The following is a 17,102-nucleotide window of genomic DNA, read 5'->3' on the forward strand; positions in this document are numbered from 1 at the left end:
CCTGAGGACCGGGGCCCGTTGATGCGTGGGAGTGCCGTCCGTCAGGACGCGGGCATCACCGTTATGACGAACCGCCGACGGGTGGGGTGCCACCGCTGGAAACCTCACGGCCGCCGAAGTCAACCCCACGAAGGCCGGCACGGGTCCACTTGTAGTATCCAGCCAAATCTCGGTCGGCATCGCCATTACGAGCAGGCGGATCCCAAGCAGCGGGCACATAATCGTACAACGTAATTCCCGAAGTATCAGCAGGACCCGATGGATACGCTGTTGGGCTGTTTGGCTGGAACCCTCGATTCGTATTAGCAGTCTTAACGGTCCGTACTGACGAATCAAAGAACAACATCTCGTTTACTGACCCAGGCAAAGCATGATAGCGAGTAAACTTTGTGTGATGCCTCTGAAAATCATCAAAGAGAAGCACCTTTGACCCAGGAAAATCCACTTCAGTCAGCTTGCGCCCGCCCAGGGGGGTATTGCCAGGGATCAGCATGGCGCCGTGATTAGTACGTACCTGCTCAGGCGCTGACACGGTCGAGTTTCCCTGGTCAATTGACCACGAAGCAGGAGACTGGAAATAGGATGACATGAATGGGAAGCGGTGCGCTTGTGCGTCATCCAGTCCAAACGCAAGCCGGTATGACTCAAACTCGGCGCGAGAGGAATGTGCCTGCCAATCCACGAGAGTCCTGTCCTCGGGGCAGACGACCATCTTCTCCGGGAGACGCTGCTGCAGGTAGTCATTCAGTACCAAGTGCCCGTACCGCACATGAGGAAAGAAGTTCGTGAACCGAGGTGTGGTTGGCTCCACCCGTTCCCTCAAGATGTAGGCCGCCTGATCAGCGGCGGCCTGCGCGGCCGTGTTTGCAGTGCCAAACGGATTACCCGGCTGATTACCGGCCCCGACCCTCCACGAGAACGAACAGATCACGTCCTTAAAGTCCGCCCCATACAGATTGTACGCGATTGCGTACTGGTGAAAGTTTGACAAACACTGGGTCTTTCTGCCGGCCTTACGCGCCTCGGCCAATGCCGGCAAAAGAATGCCGACCAGCAGAGCGATGATCGCGATCACTACCAGCAACTCAATCAGTGTGAAAGCGCGGTCTCGCTTGGTTTCCTTGACCATTTTCAGCTCCATGGCACCCCCCACCCCATCCCGGCGAGAGAACTCCCGCCCCTATAACCTACCACACCGTAGGCACGGTGTCCAATGGCACAAACCCGACAACGAATCCCTACCCGACAACATCGGCACGGCACCCGCCGCCAATCGAGCAGGAAGACTGAATTCAGGGCTTCAGCAACCACCGTACTGTTCGCGGCCGGGCCCCTGGAAGATCCCTTCCTGCTGGTGACTTCCACTCCGGAAATCGTTAGGTATACGTCTTGGCTCTGGAGCGCCGGAGCGTCTATCGTGCATGATGAACAGGTGTGGATGGTGGACCCGCCGAGGCCCGGTTTTAGCACGCATCGTTGGAGCCGGGATGTTCCTCGGCATAGCGCTCCTCGTCACAGGGATTGAACAACCACGAGACAAGCCCGCGGCCATCGTCGCGAACGAGTCGATCGAGTGGTCGGAGTTGACGCCCAGGCTTGCCGAGGCGGCGGGGGGCGTTGTGCTTGAAGAGGTCATCCTGGAGCGGGCGTTGGCCAGAGAACTGACCTCCCTTGGGATGTCCATCGACAAGCAGGACATCGAGGAGGAACGGCGGTTACTTGCCGAGTCAGTCGACCGGACCGCCAAGGTCGGATCCGATGAGCGGGTGCGGCTGATCGAGCAGATCCGCGAGGCGCGGGGGCTGGGGCCGGCTCGGTTCGGCGCGTTGCTGCGACGTAACGCCATGCTTCGCCGGCTGGCCCGGGACTCGGTCAAGATCGAGGAGCAGGATCTGCGGCAGGCCTATGAACTGCGGTACGGGCCGCAGTTTCGAACCCGGGCAATCATTGCCAAATCCGAGGTCGAGGCCGCCGCGGCACGGAGCCGGGTGATCGGTGATGGAGGCCGGGCACCCGAGCCCTTTGGCGAGGTGGCCATGCAGGTTTCGATCGACCAGTCCCGATACCGGGGCGGCTTGCAAGAGCCGATCAGCCCCGCGGATCCGGAGACTCCGCTGGCGGTCAGGCAGGCTCTGGCTGGGCTTGCCGCGGGAGAAGTCAGCCAGCCGATTGCCGTCGGTGGGGCTTTCGCCATCATCAAGCTTGAGGAACAACTGCCTGGATCAGGACCCGGATACGACGCGGCGAAGGCCGACCTGGAAGCCGAGGTTCGGTTGGTGAGGGAGCGGGTCGTCATGGATCAGATCGCCCGGAGGCTGCTGGGCGCCAGCAACCCGACGGTGTTCGATGCGGGCATTGACTGGTCGTGGCGGGTGCGGTCGTCCACAAGGAATCCCTAGGTCCAATCCCCAGTGAGGGCACGTTGTGGGCATCCCAACACAAACTTGACACTGGAATGGGGGATTCCCACGTTGCCTTCGGCCGGCCCTCTGGTAGCATGGAAGCCCGCTCGGTGGGCCTGAGGCCACCGGAGCGGGGCGGCGAGCGGTGAAGTACCACGATTGGGAACGGAATGGAAGGCGAGCGCGGCGGGCCCGTCCGGCGCGCGGGTATCAGGCACAAGCATTCATCGTGTTTGGAACACCAACAGGAGGCAGGAAGATGAGCAATCGGATGAAGGTGGCAGTGCTGCTGGCGGCGGTCGGCTTTGCCGCGCCCGCGATGGCGCAGGACAGCGTGTCGGCGCTGACCGGCCTTGCGAACACGGACGCGCTCGATGCGTGGTCGGCGAGCGACCAGCTCAAGACGTACGTGGTCGACATGCAGACCATCACCAGCTCGTGGGGAACGAACTTCGGCTTGGCGCCGATCATCAAGTCCAGCCGCAGCGAGGCCAACTTCACCAACTCGTTGTTCAGCTGCCAGTCCCTGAGCAACATGACGATCACGGCGCCAGCGCCGTACGCGTCGTACTCCCGCTGGTCGAACCCGGGCTTCGGCGTGTTCCCGAACGCGTCGATCAACGCACCGGGCAAGCCGGTCGTGGTCTCGGGCAGCACGTTCCAGATGGCCACGATCTTCTCCGAGTTCGGCACGACCGTCGGCCCCGGCCACAACGCGGTCATCGGCGGCTTCATCAACTACCAGGCGAGCAACCCGATGCGGCTGTATGTGTCCCGCATGGGGATCGCGATCAACGGCGCGAACAACACCGAATCGACAGCCCAGATCGGCACCGGCGCGGTTGACGCCTCGGGCAACGCTCTGTTCCGCGTGGACGACAACGGCGCTGGCACCGCGAACGAGATCCAGCTTCAGAACCTGATACGGGTCCGCATGCGGACGCTCGGCGCCGGCCTGCTGGGTCGGAACACGAGCATCCTGAACGTGCTCAACAACAACATCGATACCGGCCTGACCCAGGCCGACAACCCCGCGCTGGACTGGATCCTCAAGCGCAACGCGACGACGCACAACTGCCCGAACGCGATCCCCTTCGAGCGGGGCCTGGGCGTGACCCGCTCGGTGCTGCTCGATACCAACTTCGGGACCAACTTCGTCAACGAGTCGTCTCCGCTGACGCTCAGTTCGAGCGTGGCGCACCACCCGGCTCCGTGGGTGGACCAGCGGGGGAACACGGCGTACTCGCAGTACACGCTCTTCCCGGGAACGGTCGGCACGTGTGCCTCGGTCCTGAAGAACACCACGACGAATCCGGACGTGGCCCAGGGCATCGGCATCTGGGGCGTCGACACGAACGGCAACATCAGCGGCACCCAGCAGCTGACGCTGCCGGCCTCGGTGACCGACACCGGCGTCTCGCCCAGCTACACCATCAACTTTGACAACACCTACGTCGCGTCCGATCCCTCGGACATCGTCGACGGCTTCGAGGGGCACCGCGGCACCAACGCGTTCCGCGGCGGCCCGCAGGCGGCAGTCGGCCAGGACCAGAACGGCAACCTCATTGTGAGCGGGCTGGTCTTCAAGGACCGCTCGGTCGGAACGTACAACGCGGGATCCAACACGTCGAAGAACTGGCCCTACCAGGTTCTGACGGCGGCCCGGATCGCCTCCGCGGGAGCCCAGCCCCAGTGGCAGGCGGTCGCCTGGGTTCTTCCGGACCAGAGCGCCCCGTCGGGAACCAAGGGCAAGGCCTTCGAGGACGGCAACGGGGTCGCCCTGGGCGAGCTGCGTCCGTTCATCGAAATGGGAGTCGCGGGCGCCTTCGGCCCATCGATCTCCTGCCCGGCGATCGACTCGGTGGGCAACGTGTGGTTCATCGCGTGCTACGACCGGTACGACGAGGTCGGCAATCTGCGGGGCAACCCGAACACGGGCGTGTTCCGCGGCGTGTACAACCCGGCGGCGCACAATTATCGGCTTGAACTGGTCATGCCGACGGGGATCGTGGCCCACGGTGTGAACTCGAACCGCGATTACAAGATCATCTTCCTGAGCATGGTGGACTCGGGCTCGGCCCCGGGCGGCAACTCCTCGTCGTCGCTGTTCTCGAACAACATCAACCAGAGCACGTGGGCCGGCGCCAACCGGGCCTCGCTGCAGACCCGCGATCCGCGGACGATGGGCGGCATGGTGCTGTACGCCAGCCTCATCTACGACGTAAACAACGACGGCACCTTCACCGCGTTGACCGGCGCTCAGGGCGATCCGAACAGCCCTGACCAGAACTACAACGCCCTGATCTTCATCGGCGGCACCGCTCCGCCGGTGATCGGCCCCGACTGCTTCAACAAGACCGCTCCGACGCAGGGCGGGTTCTTCGTGGCGGGCGGCGCGGACGGCACGGCGGACAGCACCCAGTGTGTGGGTGACTGGGACCGCAACGGCACCGTCGAGCCGTCGGATATCGCCCAGTACATCCAGTCGTGGTCCTTCGCGGTGGCGAATCCGGGAACGCCCGGCATCGCGTTGTACGCGGATATCGATTGCAACGGCTTGGTCGAGCCGTCGGACATCGCCGTGTTCATCCAGAACTGGGTCGGCGGCACGACCCCCGGCAACCTGGGCTGCCCATAAGCCCGGCAATCCGGTCTCCTGACTGATTTAGACGCCCGCGTGCGACCCACGCGGGCGTCTTTCTTTTCCAGCGCCCGGCCGCAATGATGTGAGGGAACTGGACGGCAGCACGGGGAGTAGATACTGCTGGGGGAAACCGGGATGAGGCGGCCGTGAACACGATGGATGGGGATGCCGAACCGGGTGTGCCGCCGACCGAGGATGGGGCGACGCTGGTGCACCGCATCCGTGCCGGGGACCGGCACGCCGCCGCGGAGTTCATCGTCCGCTACGGCCCGCGCCTGCGGCGCCGGATCCGGTCGAAGCTCGGCCCGAGCATGAGGCGGCTGTTCGACTCGCACGACATCCTGTCGACGCTGAGTCGCCGGCTGGACACGTTCGTGCGGGACCGCCGACTGAACGTGGAGAACGAAGCGCAGTTGTGGGCGTTCGTCCAGAAGATGGCGGACAACGCGACCATCGACAAGGGGCGGTTGCTTAAGCGGCTGCGATCGGCCGAGGCAGAGGACTCGCGGTTTGCTCGCGAGTTCCTGCGCCGGATCGAGGATGCCGAGAGCACGGAGCGGGAGGGCGGCGAGGTGGTGATCGAGCGGGCGCTGACGCTGATCGAGGACCCTGTCGATCGGCAGATCCTGCTGCTGTGGTTGGCAGGGACGCCGCACACGGTCACGGCGGAGTGCGTCGGGTTGACGGCGGCGACTGTTCGGAAGCGGTGGCAGACGATCAGGGAATGGCTGCGGGGGCACCTTGACCTGGAGGTCGAGCCGTGAGCGTGGCCGGCGTGCTCGAGGAGTTGCGCAGCCGATACCGGCTCCGGCGCGAGGGTGCCGGGGAAGGCGAGATCAATCTGGCCGCGTTCATCAGTGAGATGGAGGTTGCCGACTCGGACCCGCTCGCGGAAGTGATCGAACTGGACGGGCAGTTGCGGTTCGACGCGGGGCTGGCGGTCGACCTGGAGCGGTACCTTGAGGCGGTGCCGCGGCTGGCCGATCGAGATGTGCCCCTCGATGCGGCGATCGAGTACTCGCTGCGGGCACTGACCGCGCGAACGGGGAGCATGGCCCGAGCGGTCGAGGCGCTGACGGCGAAGCATCCAGCGCTGGCATCGGCGATCCGGGACGCGGCGGTGCTCGGCGAGAGCGTGGTGCTCGCAAGCGACCTTGCGGAACTGGATGGGACCGGCGAGGTGCCGGAGTTTCCGCGGGGCTTCGGGCCGAGGCTGCCGACGGGGCGGCCGCGGTACGTGCTCCGGGAGCGGCTGGGGCAGGGGAGCCACGGGGCGGTGTACCTGGCAGTCGACCGGCAGTTGTCGCAGCAGGCGCGGCCGGCACTGGTCGCGATCAAGGTGATGACGCAGGAGAACGACGCCGGAGCCCGCAAACGCTTGATCGAGGAGGCGGCGAAGGCGAGGCGGATCGAGCACCCCAACGTGGTGCGGATTCTGGACCGCGGCCGCTCGCCCCGGGGCGAGGACTACGTGGTGTTCGAGTATGTGCCTGGCGGGGATCTCGATACGTGGTTCAGGAACCATGTCGGTGCGCTGCCTGCCCGGGAGACGGCTGGGCTTGCTTCCAAAATCGCGCGAGGGGTGCAGGCGGCGCACTCGGCGGGGCTGGTGCATTGCGACCTCAAGCCCGGGAACATTCTGCTCGGCGCGGATGGATCACCGAAGGTGGCCGACTTTGGCGTTGCGGCGCCGCACGAAGAAGGCAAGGGCGCAGAGGGGATGGAGGGGCGACGCGTGGGAAACCTGGCGTTCATCGCACCGGAGCAGTACCGGGCGGAGCCGGGAGCGATCACGCCGGCCGCGGATATCTACGCCCTCGGGGGGATGCTGTACTACCTGCTGACCGAGACACTGCCGAACGGCAGGACAGCGGAGCAGATCGCGCAGACACACGCGAGCATCGGCGGGCGCCAGGTTCCGCCTCGGCTCGAGCGTCGCCGGGGGATCGATCGAGACCTGGAGGCGATCGTGCACCGGGCGATGGCGGTGCGGCCGCAGGCGCGGTACGCCTCTGCGGAGGCATTCGCCGGGGACCTGGAGTCGTGGCTGGCGCATCGCCCGATCGAGTGGACGCGGCCGGGGGTGCTGCGGACGGCGAGGCTGTACGCGCGGCGGCAGCCGACCGTTGTGCTGGTGGCGGCGCTGCTGGTGATCGCGGCGCTCCTGATCGGCGGGCTCGCCGGGTTTCAGTTGGCGATGAGCCTGACGAACCGGGACCTTGGGATTCCTGCCGCGGGACGGTGAGCGGGCGACGGACGGGCGGGATTAGAGCCCGAAGATCCCGACGAGAGTGGCGGTAATGGCGAGGGCGGCGGCCATGAGCGACTCGCCGGCGATGAGGCCGGAGGCGAGACCGACGTTGTACTTGTCGGCAGAGCGGCGGTGGAGCAGGTTCCAGACCATGATGATGACCGCGCCGATGAAGAACGCGAGGGCGTTCTGGAAAGGGAGCACCCAGGCGAGTCCGATGCCGGTGGCGGAGGGCATGAACCGGCGTGCCTTGGGCGGGAGGAACTTCTCGATGAGCGGAAGGACGATCCCGACTCCGGCACCGATAAACAGCGACCAGACGGCCGAGGCGGGGAGTTCGCCCACGCCCTTGACCAGCCCGCGGGCCACTGTTTCCCAGACCCGCGTTGCCGGGAGCGCGAAACTCTCGAGTTTGGCGCGGGTGGGGACCATGAGGTACCAGATCGGGACGATGGCGATGGTGCCGAAGAAGACGCCGTAGAACTGGGCGAGGAACTGCTTGCGGGGGTTGGCGCCGAGGAGGTAGCCGGTCTTGAGGTCGGTCAGCAGGTCGGCCGATGATGAGGCGCTGTTGGCCGCGATCCCGGCGGAGGCGAGGTTGGCGGAGATGTTCTGAGGGGCGAGGGCGGCGAAGAGCAGTTGCATGACTTTGCCCATGGCGCCGACGGGCGTGGTGTCGGTCTCGCCGGTCGCGCGGCTGGCGACAAGCGAGAGCACGAACGACATTGCGACGGCGATGAGGCCGGCGTACCACGAGACGTTGAAGGCCTGGATCTGGAGCCAGACCATGGCGATGGTGATGGGCACCATGCCGTAGATCATCCAGGATCCCGGCACTTCGATCTCCGCGTGTGATGCAGTGCTGCCGCCGGCGGCACGCTTCACACCCATGAACGCGCGGGCGATCGTGCGCCACTGCAGGGCCACGCTCATGAGGCTCGCGAAAACCATGACGGCGGTTCCGCCCCAGAGCGACCACCGGGTGATCGTAATGGTGCCGCCGCCCCAGTTCCAGATCAGGTTCGGCTTGTACCTCTTCCGGTCGAACTCGGTCTCCCACGCCGTCTTCGCCTCGGCCTCGGAAGCGCCCGCGGCGAGAACCTTGGACTTCTCGGCGTCGGCTGCGGCTATGGCGTCGCGGTTGGAGTAGGCGGTGGCGGCGAGGGGTGCAGCGGCGGCGCCGATGGCCTTGCCGACATTCTCGGCGCGTTCGGCCGCGGGCTTGGTCGTCGCACCGGCGGCGGCGATCGCGTCCTCGACGGATTGCTCGGCGGCGGTGCGGATCGGGGCCGGGTCGATCTTGAGTTCGGCGGCGGCGGCGGCGACGGCCTCGACGGCGGCAGTCGCGGCGGCCTCGGGGGTGGCCTGGCCCTTGGCGGCTACGAGCGCCGCTTCCTGTACGACGATCGCGCCTCGCTCCATGTGCCGGGCGTCCATCCTGGCCAACTCAGGGCCCACGACGGCGTAGAGGAACAGCGAACTGAGGACCAGCGAGAGGCTGATGCGCATGCCGACGATCATGCCCGCGGCGATGAGGAGTGCGGAGGGTTCGAAGGCGAAGCCGTTGGCGTGGCGAGCTCCCGGATAGGCCCTGTCGAGGAAGTTGAATTGAACATCGGTGGGAATGCGGAGGAACCAGATCTTCTCGAAGAGGCGGCGGAGGAAGCCGACAGCGCCGAGGACATCGTCACCAACACGGAGGAATCCGATGAGCAGCCCGGCGGCAAGGCCGGCGATCAGGACGTAAGCCTTGCCCACGGCGTCCTTGCTCTCCGAATAGAGGCTCTTGAGCGTTTCGGCCGCGGCGGTGCCGGTGGGGAAGGGGAGTTGCTCGTGGTTGATCTGCTGGCGCTTCATCGGGATGGCGAGGAAGACGCCCATGAGCCCGGTGCAGAGCGTGAAGACGACGACGACCCAGACGGGCGTGACGTCCCAGGTGTGTAGGTTCTCCTGCCACTTGCGAAGGGCCTCGCCCTGAAGCCCTGCGGGCGGGTCCTTGAGCAGGACGAGGGCGCCGAACATGGTGGCGATGGTCGAGCCGGTGGAGTACCCCGCCGCGGAGGCGGTGGAGGCCATGCACGCGTTCTCGAGGATCGACATCTGGCTGATGTTGCCGCCCGAGGTGAAGCGGACAAAGTTCCAGATGACGAACGAGAGGACGCAAGCGGTGATGGCGATGCCGAAGGCCCAGCCGATGCTGAGCGTGGTGTAGAGGTTGGCGGCGGACATGATCATGCCGAGGAAGCCGCCCATGATGACGGCCCGCCAGGTAAGCTGGGGCATGCGGTCGCCCTGGTACACGTACTTGTACCAGTGGGCGTCCTTTTCCTCGGGGGTCGCGTTGTCGGGGAGCGGCGGAGGCTTACCGCCGCGGAGCATGTCCTGCTCGTCGATCATGTCGCTGGTTTCGACGGGTTGCCTGGACATGTGCTGTGGTACTCCGCTCGCTCTGGGCCCCCCATTGGGCCCGTTCAAACGAAAGACCGATCGGCATTCGCTGCCGATCGGCGTGAGCGGAAGGTACGCGATGCGTGCGGTGGTCGCAAGCCGGGAAACGGCCGGCCGAGAAGCCGACCGTTCGCCATACAGCGTTCGATGCTACTCGGTGGGGCCGACGGTCGTCGTGATCTCGATCGACCCGTTGGACGTCTGGATCGTCGACGGGGCGATCGCGTCGCCGAACTGCAGGCGAGCGGCGTTCTTGGTCTTGGACACGACCTTGGCCGCGGGGGCGTTGGCGAGGTTGATCCCGCCCTGGGATGTGGAGAGGTCGAGAAAACCTGCGAAGGCCTGGCCGACGGAGAGGCGGACGGCGCCATTGCTGGTCTTGATACGGACAGGGCCCTCGGCGGAATCGGTCATCGCGACGGTGATCGCGCCGTTGCTCGAAGTGCACTGGACGCTCGATGGGGCCTGGTCGACCTTGATGGAGCCGTTGGAGGTGGTGGCGTCGATCTTGCCGCGGCTGCGCGAGACCTCGACTGCGCCGTTGGTCGTTCGGGCGGTCACGTTGCCGTCGTGGTCGGTACAGGTGATCCGCCCGTTGGACGTGGTGATCGAGGCGTCGCCGGCAAGCCCGGTGAGGGAGACGGCTCCGTTGCTGGTCGTGAGGGTGACCCCGCCGGCGTCGGGTAGCTGGATCTCAAAGGAGCAGCTCTCGCGGTTTCGACGCTTGCCGTCGGGCCACTTGGCGTAGATCTCGAGCGCGCCATCGGACTTGCGCTCGGCGACGATGTCCGTTGCCTTCAGCCGGTCGTCGTCTTCGGCGCGGATGACGGCGGTGATCGAGACCGGGCCGTTGGGGACCGCGGTGACGGAGATCCCGCCGTTCTGCGTGGTCACCGCGAGGGGGCTCTGGGGGACGTGGTCGGCGGTCACAGTCCGGGTCTCCTCCTTCAGGGCGGGCTGCGCGATAACGCACCCGCTGAGGAGGGACCAGATCGTGAGGGTCGCGGCGGCAATCGGGACGGCCGGACGGGCGCTGCGGGCGAGAGTTGCGATCACGAGTTGTTCTCCTTGGGGGCCGGCCGTGCCGGGCACCAGCGTGGTTGGGAGGATGGCTCGGCGGGTTTCGCGGGCTACGCGGGGAGTTTGGCGAGTTCGGACTCCACATCGGTCCAGAGCCGGGCGATCGTGGCCGGCCCGAAATCGAAGACGAGGTTCGCGGCGGCGAAGAGCTCGGGCAGCGGGCGGGAACCGCCGAGCGAGAGGGCGCGTTTGTAGGCGTTGATGGCCGCGGCGGGATCCCGGCGGTAGTTGCTCCAGAGTTGCAGGGCGCCGAGCTGGGCGATGCCGTATTCGATGTAGTAAAACGGCACGCCGAAGAGGTGCAGGACGCGGTGCCAGCCGGTCTGGTGGTACTTCTCCAGTCCGGAGTAATCCACGGCCGGCCCAAAGCGTGCGGAGAGCTCGGTCCACTTGGCGTGGCGATCGTCTCTGGAATGGTCCGGGTTGGTGTAGACCCAGTGCTGGAACTGATCGATGTGCGCCACCCACGCGAGAAGCGAGACGATTGCCTCCAGGTGGTTGCGGCGGGCGCGGTCGGCGTCCGCGGGCGAATAGAACTCGTCGAGGAATGGATGGGCGGTGAGTTCCATGGACATCGAGGCGACTTCGGCGAACTCCAGCGGGATGTCGGACCGGTAGGAGAGCAGCGGGTCGGTCCTCGCCAGCAGGGAATGGAAGGCGTGGCCAGCCTCGTGGACGATTGTCTCCACATCCCGCTGCAGGCCCGCGGCGTTCATGAAGATGAAGGGGAGGCGGATCCGGTCGCGGTTGGACTGGTAGCCGCCGGGTGCCTTGCCGCGACGGGACTCGAGATCAAGGCACACCGCGGCGCCGGTCGGCGCCGACTTGTCGCTGCGGAGGGCCTCGAAGAGCGTTGCAAGGGAGGGATCGAGCCGGCGGAAGAGGCGGCTGGTGCGTTCGACCAGTTCGGACGGGGTCGTGAAGGGACGGAGGGGGGCACGTCCCTTGATGTCGACCTGCATGTCCCAGGGGCGAAGGGATGAGAGGTTGAGGGCGGCGGCACGCTGGGCGTTGAGCCGCCGCGCGGCGGGGACACAGACTCGCTTAACCCCCTCGGCGAAGGCGTTGCAGGTCGCGGGGGTGTAGTCGAAGCGTCGCTTGGCCTTGAACGCGTAGTCGCGGAAGTCGGGGAACCCGGCGTTGCGGGCGAGGCGGGTGCGATCCGCGATCATCCGCTCGTAGATCGTTTCGATTCGATCGGCGTCCAGGAACCTTCGCTGCGCGACAGCACGCCACGCGTCCTCACGGACGGCCCGATCGGTCTCTTCGTTGAAGCGGGCCATCTGGGGGAGCGTGCGCTCCTCGCCCTGGTACGAGACGGTCATGGCGCCGCAGATCCGGGAGTACTCCTGGTCGAGCTTGGTCAGCCCGGTCTCGATCGGGATGTTCTCCGGGCGGAAGAGCTCGACACCGACGCGGAGATCGCGGAGATAGACGGTGTACCTCGCTTGGTCGAGTTCTTCCGCGAAGGGACTCTGCACGATCTTCTTGTCCAGTTCGAACGAGACCTCCTTCACCTTGGGCTGGACGTCCTCCACGAACCCGAGGTAGGCCTTGGAGACAGCCTCGTCGTCGGTGTGGCAGGTCATGGTGATGTAGAGGACCGACGCTGCCTCGCTGACGGCAGAATCGAGCTCGCTCCGGTCGAGGATCAGCCGCTCCAGGTCGGCCGCGGAGTGGAGGTCGCGGTCGATCAGTTCCCGGTACAGGGGCTCCAACGCCTCCCAGCGGGCGGCATCAAGATCCTGGGGCACGATGGCGGACGCTGGGGCGAAGGATGGCAGCATGAGGTATTTGGTGCGAAGGGAGCGGTTGGCGGCGATGTGAACGGGATGGTATCGGTACGAGGTCCGAATACCCCCTCCCCCGGGAGGGTGGGGCTCAGGGTATCAGCCGCCGATCTCGCTGGCACCCCGGACCGGCTGCACAGTGAAGACTTCGGCGTCCCGTCCATGGATCGTCGGGTACTGCCCCGCGACGGCGGATTGGATGCGAGAGACGGCTGCGGGCTCCGCGATCGCGATGGCGCAGCCGCCGAACCCGGCGCCGGTCATCCTCGCCCCATACACACCAGGCGTGGAGCAGGCGATCGCGACCAGCGTATCGAGTTCAGGGCAGGAGACCCGGAAGTCATCGCGGAGCGACTCGTGGGACCGCTGGAAGAGTTCGCCGATGGCGGACAGGCCGGCGGGGGCGTCGAGAGAACCCGCCGCAATCCGATCTAGCAGGTCCGCTGTTTGACGCACTCGGTCGATTTCCGTGACGACATGCCTGGCAAGCCGCCGTTTGTCAGGCGGGATGCGTTCACCTGCCGCGGCGAGCATGGACTCGTCCGCATCGCGGAGGGACGGGAGGCTGAGGGCGGCCGCGGCGGCCTCGCAGGCGCGCCGGCGCTCGGCGTAGTCGACGCCCGCGAGGGAGCGGTGGGTGTTGGAGTTCATGACGACAATCGCCAGGCCCTGCGGGAGGGGCACAAACCGGGTGGCGTGATCGCGGCAGTCCAGCAGCATCGCGTGCCGCGCGCGGGCGAGCACGACCGCGCACTGGTCCATGATTCCGCAGGGAACACCGGCGAACTCGTGCTCCGCTCGGCGGCAGGCCATGGCGAAGCGGCGTTTGTCGACGTCGGCGCGGCCGGCGGCCGAGAACGCGCCGGCGACAGCGGCCTCGATCGCGGCGGAACTGGAGAGCCCGGCGCCGATGGGGATGCTGGAGGTAAGGACCACGTCGAGATTTGGCAGCGGTCGGCCATTGGTGGCGGCTTCGGCGCGGATCGCCTCGGCGGCGCCGATGGCGTAGGCCGTCCAGTGCGGGGGTGAACGCGCCGGAGGCGGCGGGAGGAGTGGAGTGGGGATCGGCGCGCGAATGTCAAAGGTTGCCTCGCCCGGCAGGTCCGTGGAACGCACGCGAGAGAGAGCGAGATTGGCCGCGGGCGCCACGGACGCGACGACCCAGCGATCGATGGCGATCGGGAGCACGAGGCCGTCGTTGTAGTCGACGTGCTCTCCGATCAGGTTCACGCGACCGGGTGCGGCGAAGGCGGGTCGAGATCTAAAGGCCGTCGAGAACGCATCGGCGGCGCGGGCCGCGAGCGTCGCGATCGACGGCCCGCTCATCATGGGGCGATCATGCCGACCACGGCCGCTACGCCACGGGCCGACTGGACCATGGCCGAGAGCTGCATGCCGAGTTGGATGATGAGCCAGAGCACGACGTGGCAGAGCACAATGAGGGTGGTGATGGTCCGGCTCTTGCGAAACAGGGCCCAGATGAGCACCCAATAGGCGGCCGGGCCGATGACAAACGCCGCCCAGACGCCGACGGCCGGGATGCGGAGGGAGAGCTGGAACGCGAGTTCGAACGCAGAGAACGCGGCGAAGACGCGGGAAACGGCCAGCTCGAAGTTGCCGAACTTCTGCTCGCAGATCCGGGCCGAAACAGCGACCGCCACGACGCCGGTGCCGGTGTGGACCAGCACCTCGTAGATCACCAGGAGCACCGAGCCGACGATGAGCCAGAACGACTTGCCCGCAGGAACGTTGACGCCCGCGGTGATCATCGCGGCCAGGAAGAAGACGGATCCGAGGATCAGCAGGGCCTTCGGGGAGCCCCACGTGGGCACGACGAACGGCTGCGGTTCATCGGGCTGGTATTCCTCCGCCTGCTTCGTCGACCGGGCGACGTTGGCCCGCATGTCGTAGCCACACTTGAGGCAGACGACATCGTCGGGACCCATCGGGGCGCCGCACCGGAGGCAGGTGTTGTCCTCCAGTTCCAGGATCGGGGCCGCATCGATCTTGGGCGCCTCGGGGGGGCGGGTCGGGGCGGCGGGATCTGGCGTGCTGGGGTCGGGAGTGGTGCTCACTGGAGTAGTCTATGGGGAAGTCGGCGCCGCAGTTCACCGCGGCTGGTCGAGGTGCGGACCGTCCCACCTAGACTGGGCCCATGAGCACGATGATCGATTTTGATCCCGACGCGGCGGCGCAGCCGGGCACCGGTGTCTTTGGTCTTCCTCACTCCCGCGACGAGTCGAGGATTGTGCTGATTCCGGTGCCGTTCGACGCCACGACGTCGTACGGAGGGGGGGCCTCGAAGGGACCGGCCGCGATCCGCGCCGCATCGGCGCAGGTCGATCTTCACGACCCGCAGTTCGGCGAGATCTACCGGCACGGCATCTTCATGGAGAAGGAGCACGCCAAGATCCGGCGCGCCAGCCGCGAGGCTCGGAAGGCGGCCAAGCCGGTGATCGAGGCCGGGGGCGCCGGGCCCGGCGCGAAGGGCCGGATGGGCCGGGCGCTTCGCGAGGTGGATCGCGCGGGTGAGGCCGTCAACGCGTTCACCAGGGAGCGTGTGAACCGCGTCCTGAAGGAGGGGAAGATCCCGGGGCTGGTCGGCGGCGACCATGCCACGCCTTTCGGCGCGATCCAGGCGTGCGCCGAGTTCACGGCGGCGACAGGGGAGCGGCTGGGGATCCTCCACATCGACGCCCATATGGACTTTCGGGAGGCCTTCGAGGGCTTCGCGTGGTCGCACGCATCGATCATGCACAACGTGCTCACGCGGATTCCCGAGATCGGGTCGATGGTGCAGGTCGGGCTGCGGGATGTCGGGAAGCGGGAGATCGAGTTTGCACAGGCCCGATCGGGGCAGGTGTTCCCGCACTTCGACCTTGACTGGACCCGCGAGATGCTCGATGGGAGACCGTTCGGCGACCTGTGCGCACGCGCAATCGAGCCGCTGCCGGGATTTGTCTACGTATCGTTCGACATCGATGGGCTGGACCCTTCGCTGTGCCCGCATACCGGGACGCCGGTGCCGGGAGGGCTCTCGTTCGCGCAGGCGTGCCTGTTGCTGGGCGCACTCAAGGCGTCCGGGCGGCGCGTCGTCGGGTTCGACCTGGTCGAGGTCACTCCCGGGCCCAAGGCGGGGACGAGCGAGCCGGAGTGGGACGCGAACGTCGGGGCGAGGGTGCTCTACAAGCTGTGCGGGGCCTGCGTGTGAGCGGGCGGGCTACGGGGGCGTGAGGCCCGCGACGTTGCCGCCGGAAAACAGGCTGATCATCGCGAAGTAGAAGGCGCTGCTCACGCTGGTGCTCAGCGCTTGCAGCGGCCGCATGCCGAGGATGAAGTAGAGAATAAACAGCAGCGACAGGGCGTGGGCGGCGGAGGGATTCGAGTAGAGGCGCCGCAACGGTGGAATGAAGTCGGCGAGGATCCGGGAGCCGTCGAGGGGCGGGAGCGGGGCCAGGTTGATGACGAAGAGGATGGCGTTGAGCATCCCGCCGGTGAAGAGGAACGTCGACATGTTGCCGCGGAACGTCGAAGTGGGGAGGTAGAGGTTCCACCCGTTCACGTCGGTGGCGACGATCCATGCCGCGCCGCTGGTGAGGAGCAGCGCCGCGAGGAGGAGGTTGACCATCGGGCCTGCCGCGGCAACGAGGGCGCCCGAGTAGCGGCCGCGCGTGCGGGAGAAGTCGACCGGCATCAATCCCCAGGCGATGCCGATCAGGGCGAACATCGCAAGGCTGAACGGACCCATGTGGACCAGGGGATTCCAGGTCATGTGGCCCGTTTCAATGGGGGTGCGGTCGCCGAGACGGATCGCGGCCCAGCCGTGGCCGAGTTCGTGGAGGCAGATCGAGAAGATCACCCAGAAGACCCAGGAGATGAGGGTCATCGGCCCGGCGTGCTCAAGGACTGTTGTAACCCACCAGTTCAACTCAGGGCTCCGTGCTTCGCGGTCGGGAGTGCATGGGCAGAATATTCGGGGCGGATCGCGGTGTCACGGAAAGAGAACGGGCCCGGAATCGCTCCGGGCCCGCGAACGAACTTGGGGGTGAGGTGGCGTCAGGCGGCCTTTGCTGCGGTGGCGCGGGCGGCCTTCTGGGCCTTGGCCATGATCTCGTCGAAGACCTTGGGGTCTTCGATGGCGATCTGGGAGAGCATCTTGCGGTTGAGGAGGATGCCGGCGAGCTTCAGGCCGTTGATGAAGCGGCTGTAGCGTTCGCCCCGCATCCGGCAGGCTGCGGTAATGCGGGTGATCCACAGGCCGCGCATGTCGCGCTTGCGGTTGCGGCGGTCGCGGTAGGCGTAGCAGCCGGCCCGCTTGATGGCGTGCTCGGCCTGGTATCGGTGCTTGCTGCGGACGCCGAAGTAGCCGCGGGCCTCTCGGAGGATGCGCTTGCGGGCTTGGGTTCGGGCGGCGCCTTTGCGAACTCTGGGCATTGGAGGACTCCGTCATTGGCGTCCGAACGGGGCGTCGCGTCAGGAGGCGGCGT

13 protein-coding genes are annotated in these 17,102 nt (G+C 66.6%); 5 read left to right on the top strand and 8 right to left on the bottom strand.

Features of this window, described 5'->3' with window-relative positions:
- Window positions 1-61: 61 nt before the first annotated feature.
- A complete protein-coding gene (locus KF745_03020; protein ID MBX3357378.1) occupies window positions 62-1,141 on the bottom strand; it encodes a type II secretion system protein in 1,080 nt (359 codons plus the stop codon).
- 346 nt (window positions 1,142-1,487) lie between these two features.
- Here KF745_03020 and KF745_03025 point away from each other — a divergent pair, with 346 nt between their 5' ends.
- The 4 genes from KF745_03025 (at window position 1,488) to KF745_03040 (ending at window position 7,291) form a co-directional block, all read left to right on the top strand.
- Complete coding sequence (locus KF745_03025) at window positions 1,488-2,399, top strand: peptidylprolyl isomerase (GenBank protein ID MBX3357379.1); 912 nt, start codon at window positions 1,488-1,490, stop codon at window positions 2,397-2,399.
- A gap of 262 nt (window positions 2,400-2,661) precedes the next feature.
- Window positions 2,662-5,040 (top strand): hypothetical protein, encoded by a 2,379-nt coding sequence (locus KF745_03030; GenBank protein ID MBX3357380.1) that lies wholly within the window; start codon window positions 2,662-2,664, stop codon window positions 5,038-5,040.
- A 152-nt stretch (window positions 5,041-5,192) separates the two neighbouring features.
- The gene (locus KF745_03035) at window positions 5,193-5,810 is read left to right on the top strand and encodes a sigma-70 family RNA polymerase sigma factor (GenBank protein ID MBX3357381.1); all 618 of its coding nucleotides are present in this window, start codon (window positions 5,193-5,195) and stop codon (window positions 5,808-5,810) included.
- The gene (locus tag KF745_03040) at window positions 5,807-7,291 is read left to right on the top strand and encodes a serine/threonine protein kinase (protein ID MBX3357382.1); all 1,485 of its coding nucleotides are present in this window, start codon (window positions 5,807-5,809) and stop codon (window positions 7,289-7,291) included. Before KF745_03035 ends, KF745_03040 begins: the two co-directional genes overlap by 4 nt.
- 21 nt (window positions 7,292-7,312) lie before the next feature.
- On the opposite strand, the gene KF745_03045 is transcribed toward KF745_03040, so the two are convergent.
- From KF745_03045 to KF745_03065, 5 genes are all read right to left on the bottom strand, one after another.
- The gene (locus KF745_03045; GenBank protein ID MBX3357383.1) at window positions 7,313-9,724 is read right to left on the bottom strand and encodes an OPT/YSL family transporter; all 2,412 of its coding nucleotides are present in this window, start codon (window positions 9,722-9,724) and stop codon (window positions 7,313-7,315) included.
- Between the two features lie 171 nt (window positions 9,725-9,895).
- Window positions 9,896-10,801 carry a DUF4097 family beta strand repeat protein gene (locus KF745_03050; protein ID MBX3357384.1) on the bottom strand — a complete coding sequence of 302 codons (906 nt, stop codon included), beginning with the start codon at window positions 10,799-10,801 and terminating at the stop codon, window positions 9,896-9,898.
- Between the two features lie 74 nt (window positions 10,802-10,875).
- Entirely contained in the window at window positions 10,876-12,612 is a 1,737-nt protein-coding gene (locus KF745_03055; protein MBX3357385.1) for a M3 family oligoendopeptidase, read from the bottom strand.
- A 102-nt stretch (window positions 12,613-12,714) separates the two neighbouring features.
- The gene (gene galK / locus KF745_03060; GenBank protein MBX3357386.1) at window positions 12,715-13,944 is read right to left on the bottom strand and encodes a galactokinase; all 1,230 of its coding nucleotides are present in this window, start codon (window positions 13,942-13,944) and stop codon (window positions 12,715-12,717) included.
- A complete protein-coding gene (locus tag KF745_03065) occupies window positions 13,941-14,690 on the bottom strand; it encodes a hypothetical protein (protein MBX3357387.1) in 750 nt (249 codons plus the stop codon). Before KF745_03065 ends, galK begins: the two co-directional genes overlap by 4 nt.
- Window positions 14,691-14,770: 80 nt before the next feature.
- Between KF745_03065 and KF745_03070 the strand changes: the two genes are divergently transcribed.
- Window positions 14,771-15,826 carry an agmatinase family protein gene (locus tag KF745_03070; protein MBX3357388.1) on the top strand — a complete coding sequence of 352 codons (1,056 nt, stop codon included), beginning with the start codon at window positions 14,771-14,773 and terminating at the stop codon, window positions 15,824-15,826.
- Window positions 15,827-15,835: 9 nt separating this feature from the next.
- Here KF745_03070 and KF745_03075 read toward each other — a convergent pair whose 3' ends face one another.
- The gene (locus KF745_03075) at window positions 15,836-16,543 is read right to left on the bottom strand and encodes a site-2 protease family protein (protein ID MBX3357389.1); all 708 of its coding nucleotides are present in this window, start codon (window positions 16,541-16,543) and stop codon (window positions 15,836-15,838) included.
- A gap of 128 nt (window positions 16,544-16,671) precedes the next feature.
- Window positions 16,672-17,049 (bottom strand): 50S ribosomal protein L20, encoded by a 378-nt coding sequence (gene rplT / locus KF745_03080; protein MBX3357390.1) that lies wholly within the window; start codon window positions 17,047-17,049, stop codon window positions 16,672-16,674.
- Window positions 17,050-17,102: the final 53 nt, after the last annotated feature.

The organism is Phycisphaeraceae bacterium, from assembly GCA_019636655.1.
Taxonomy (GTDB): domain Bacteria; phylum Planctomycetota; class Phycisphaerae; order Phycisphaerales; family UBA1924; genus JAHBXB01.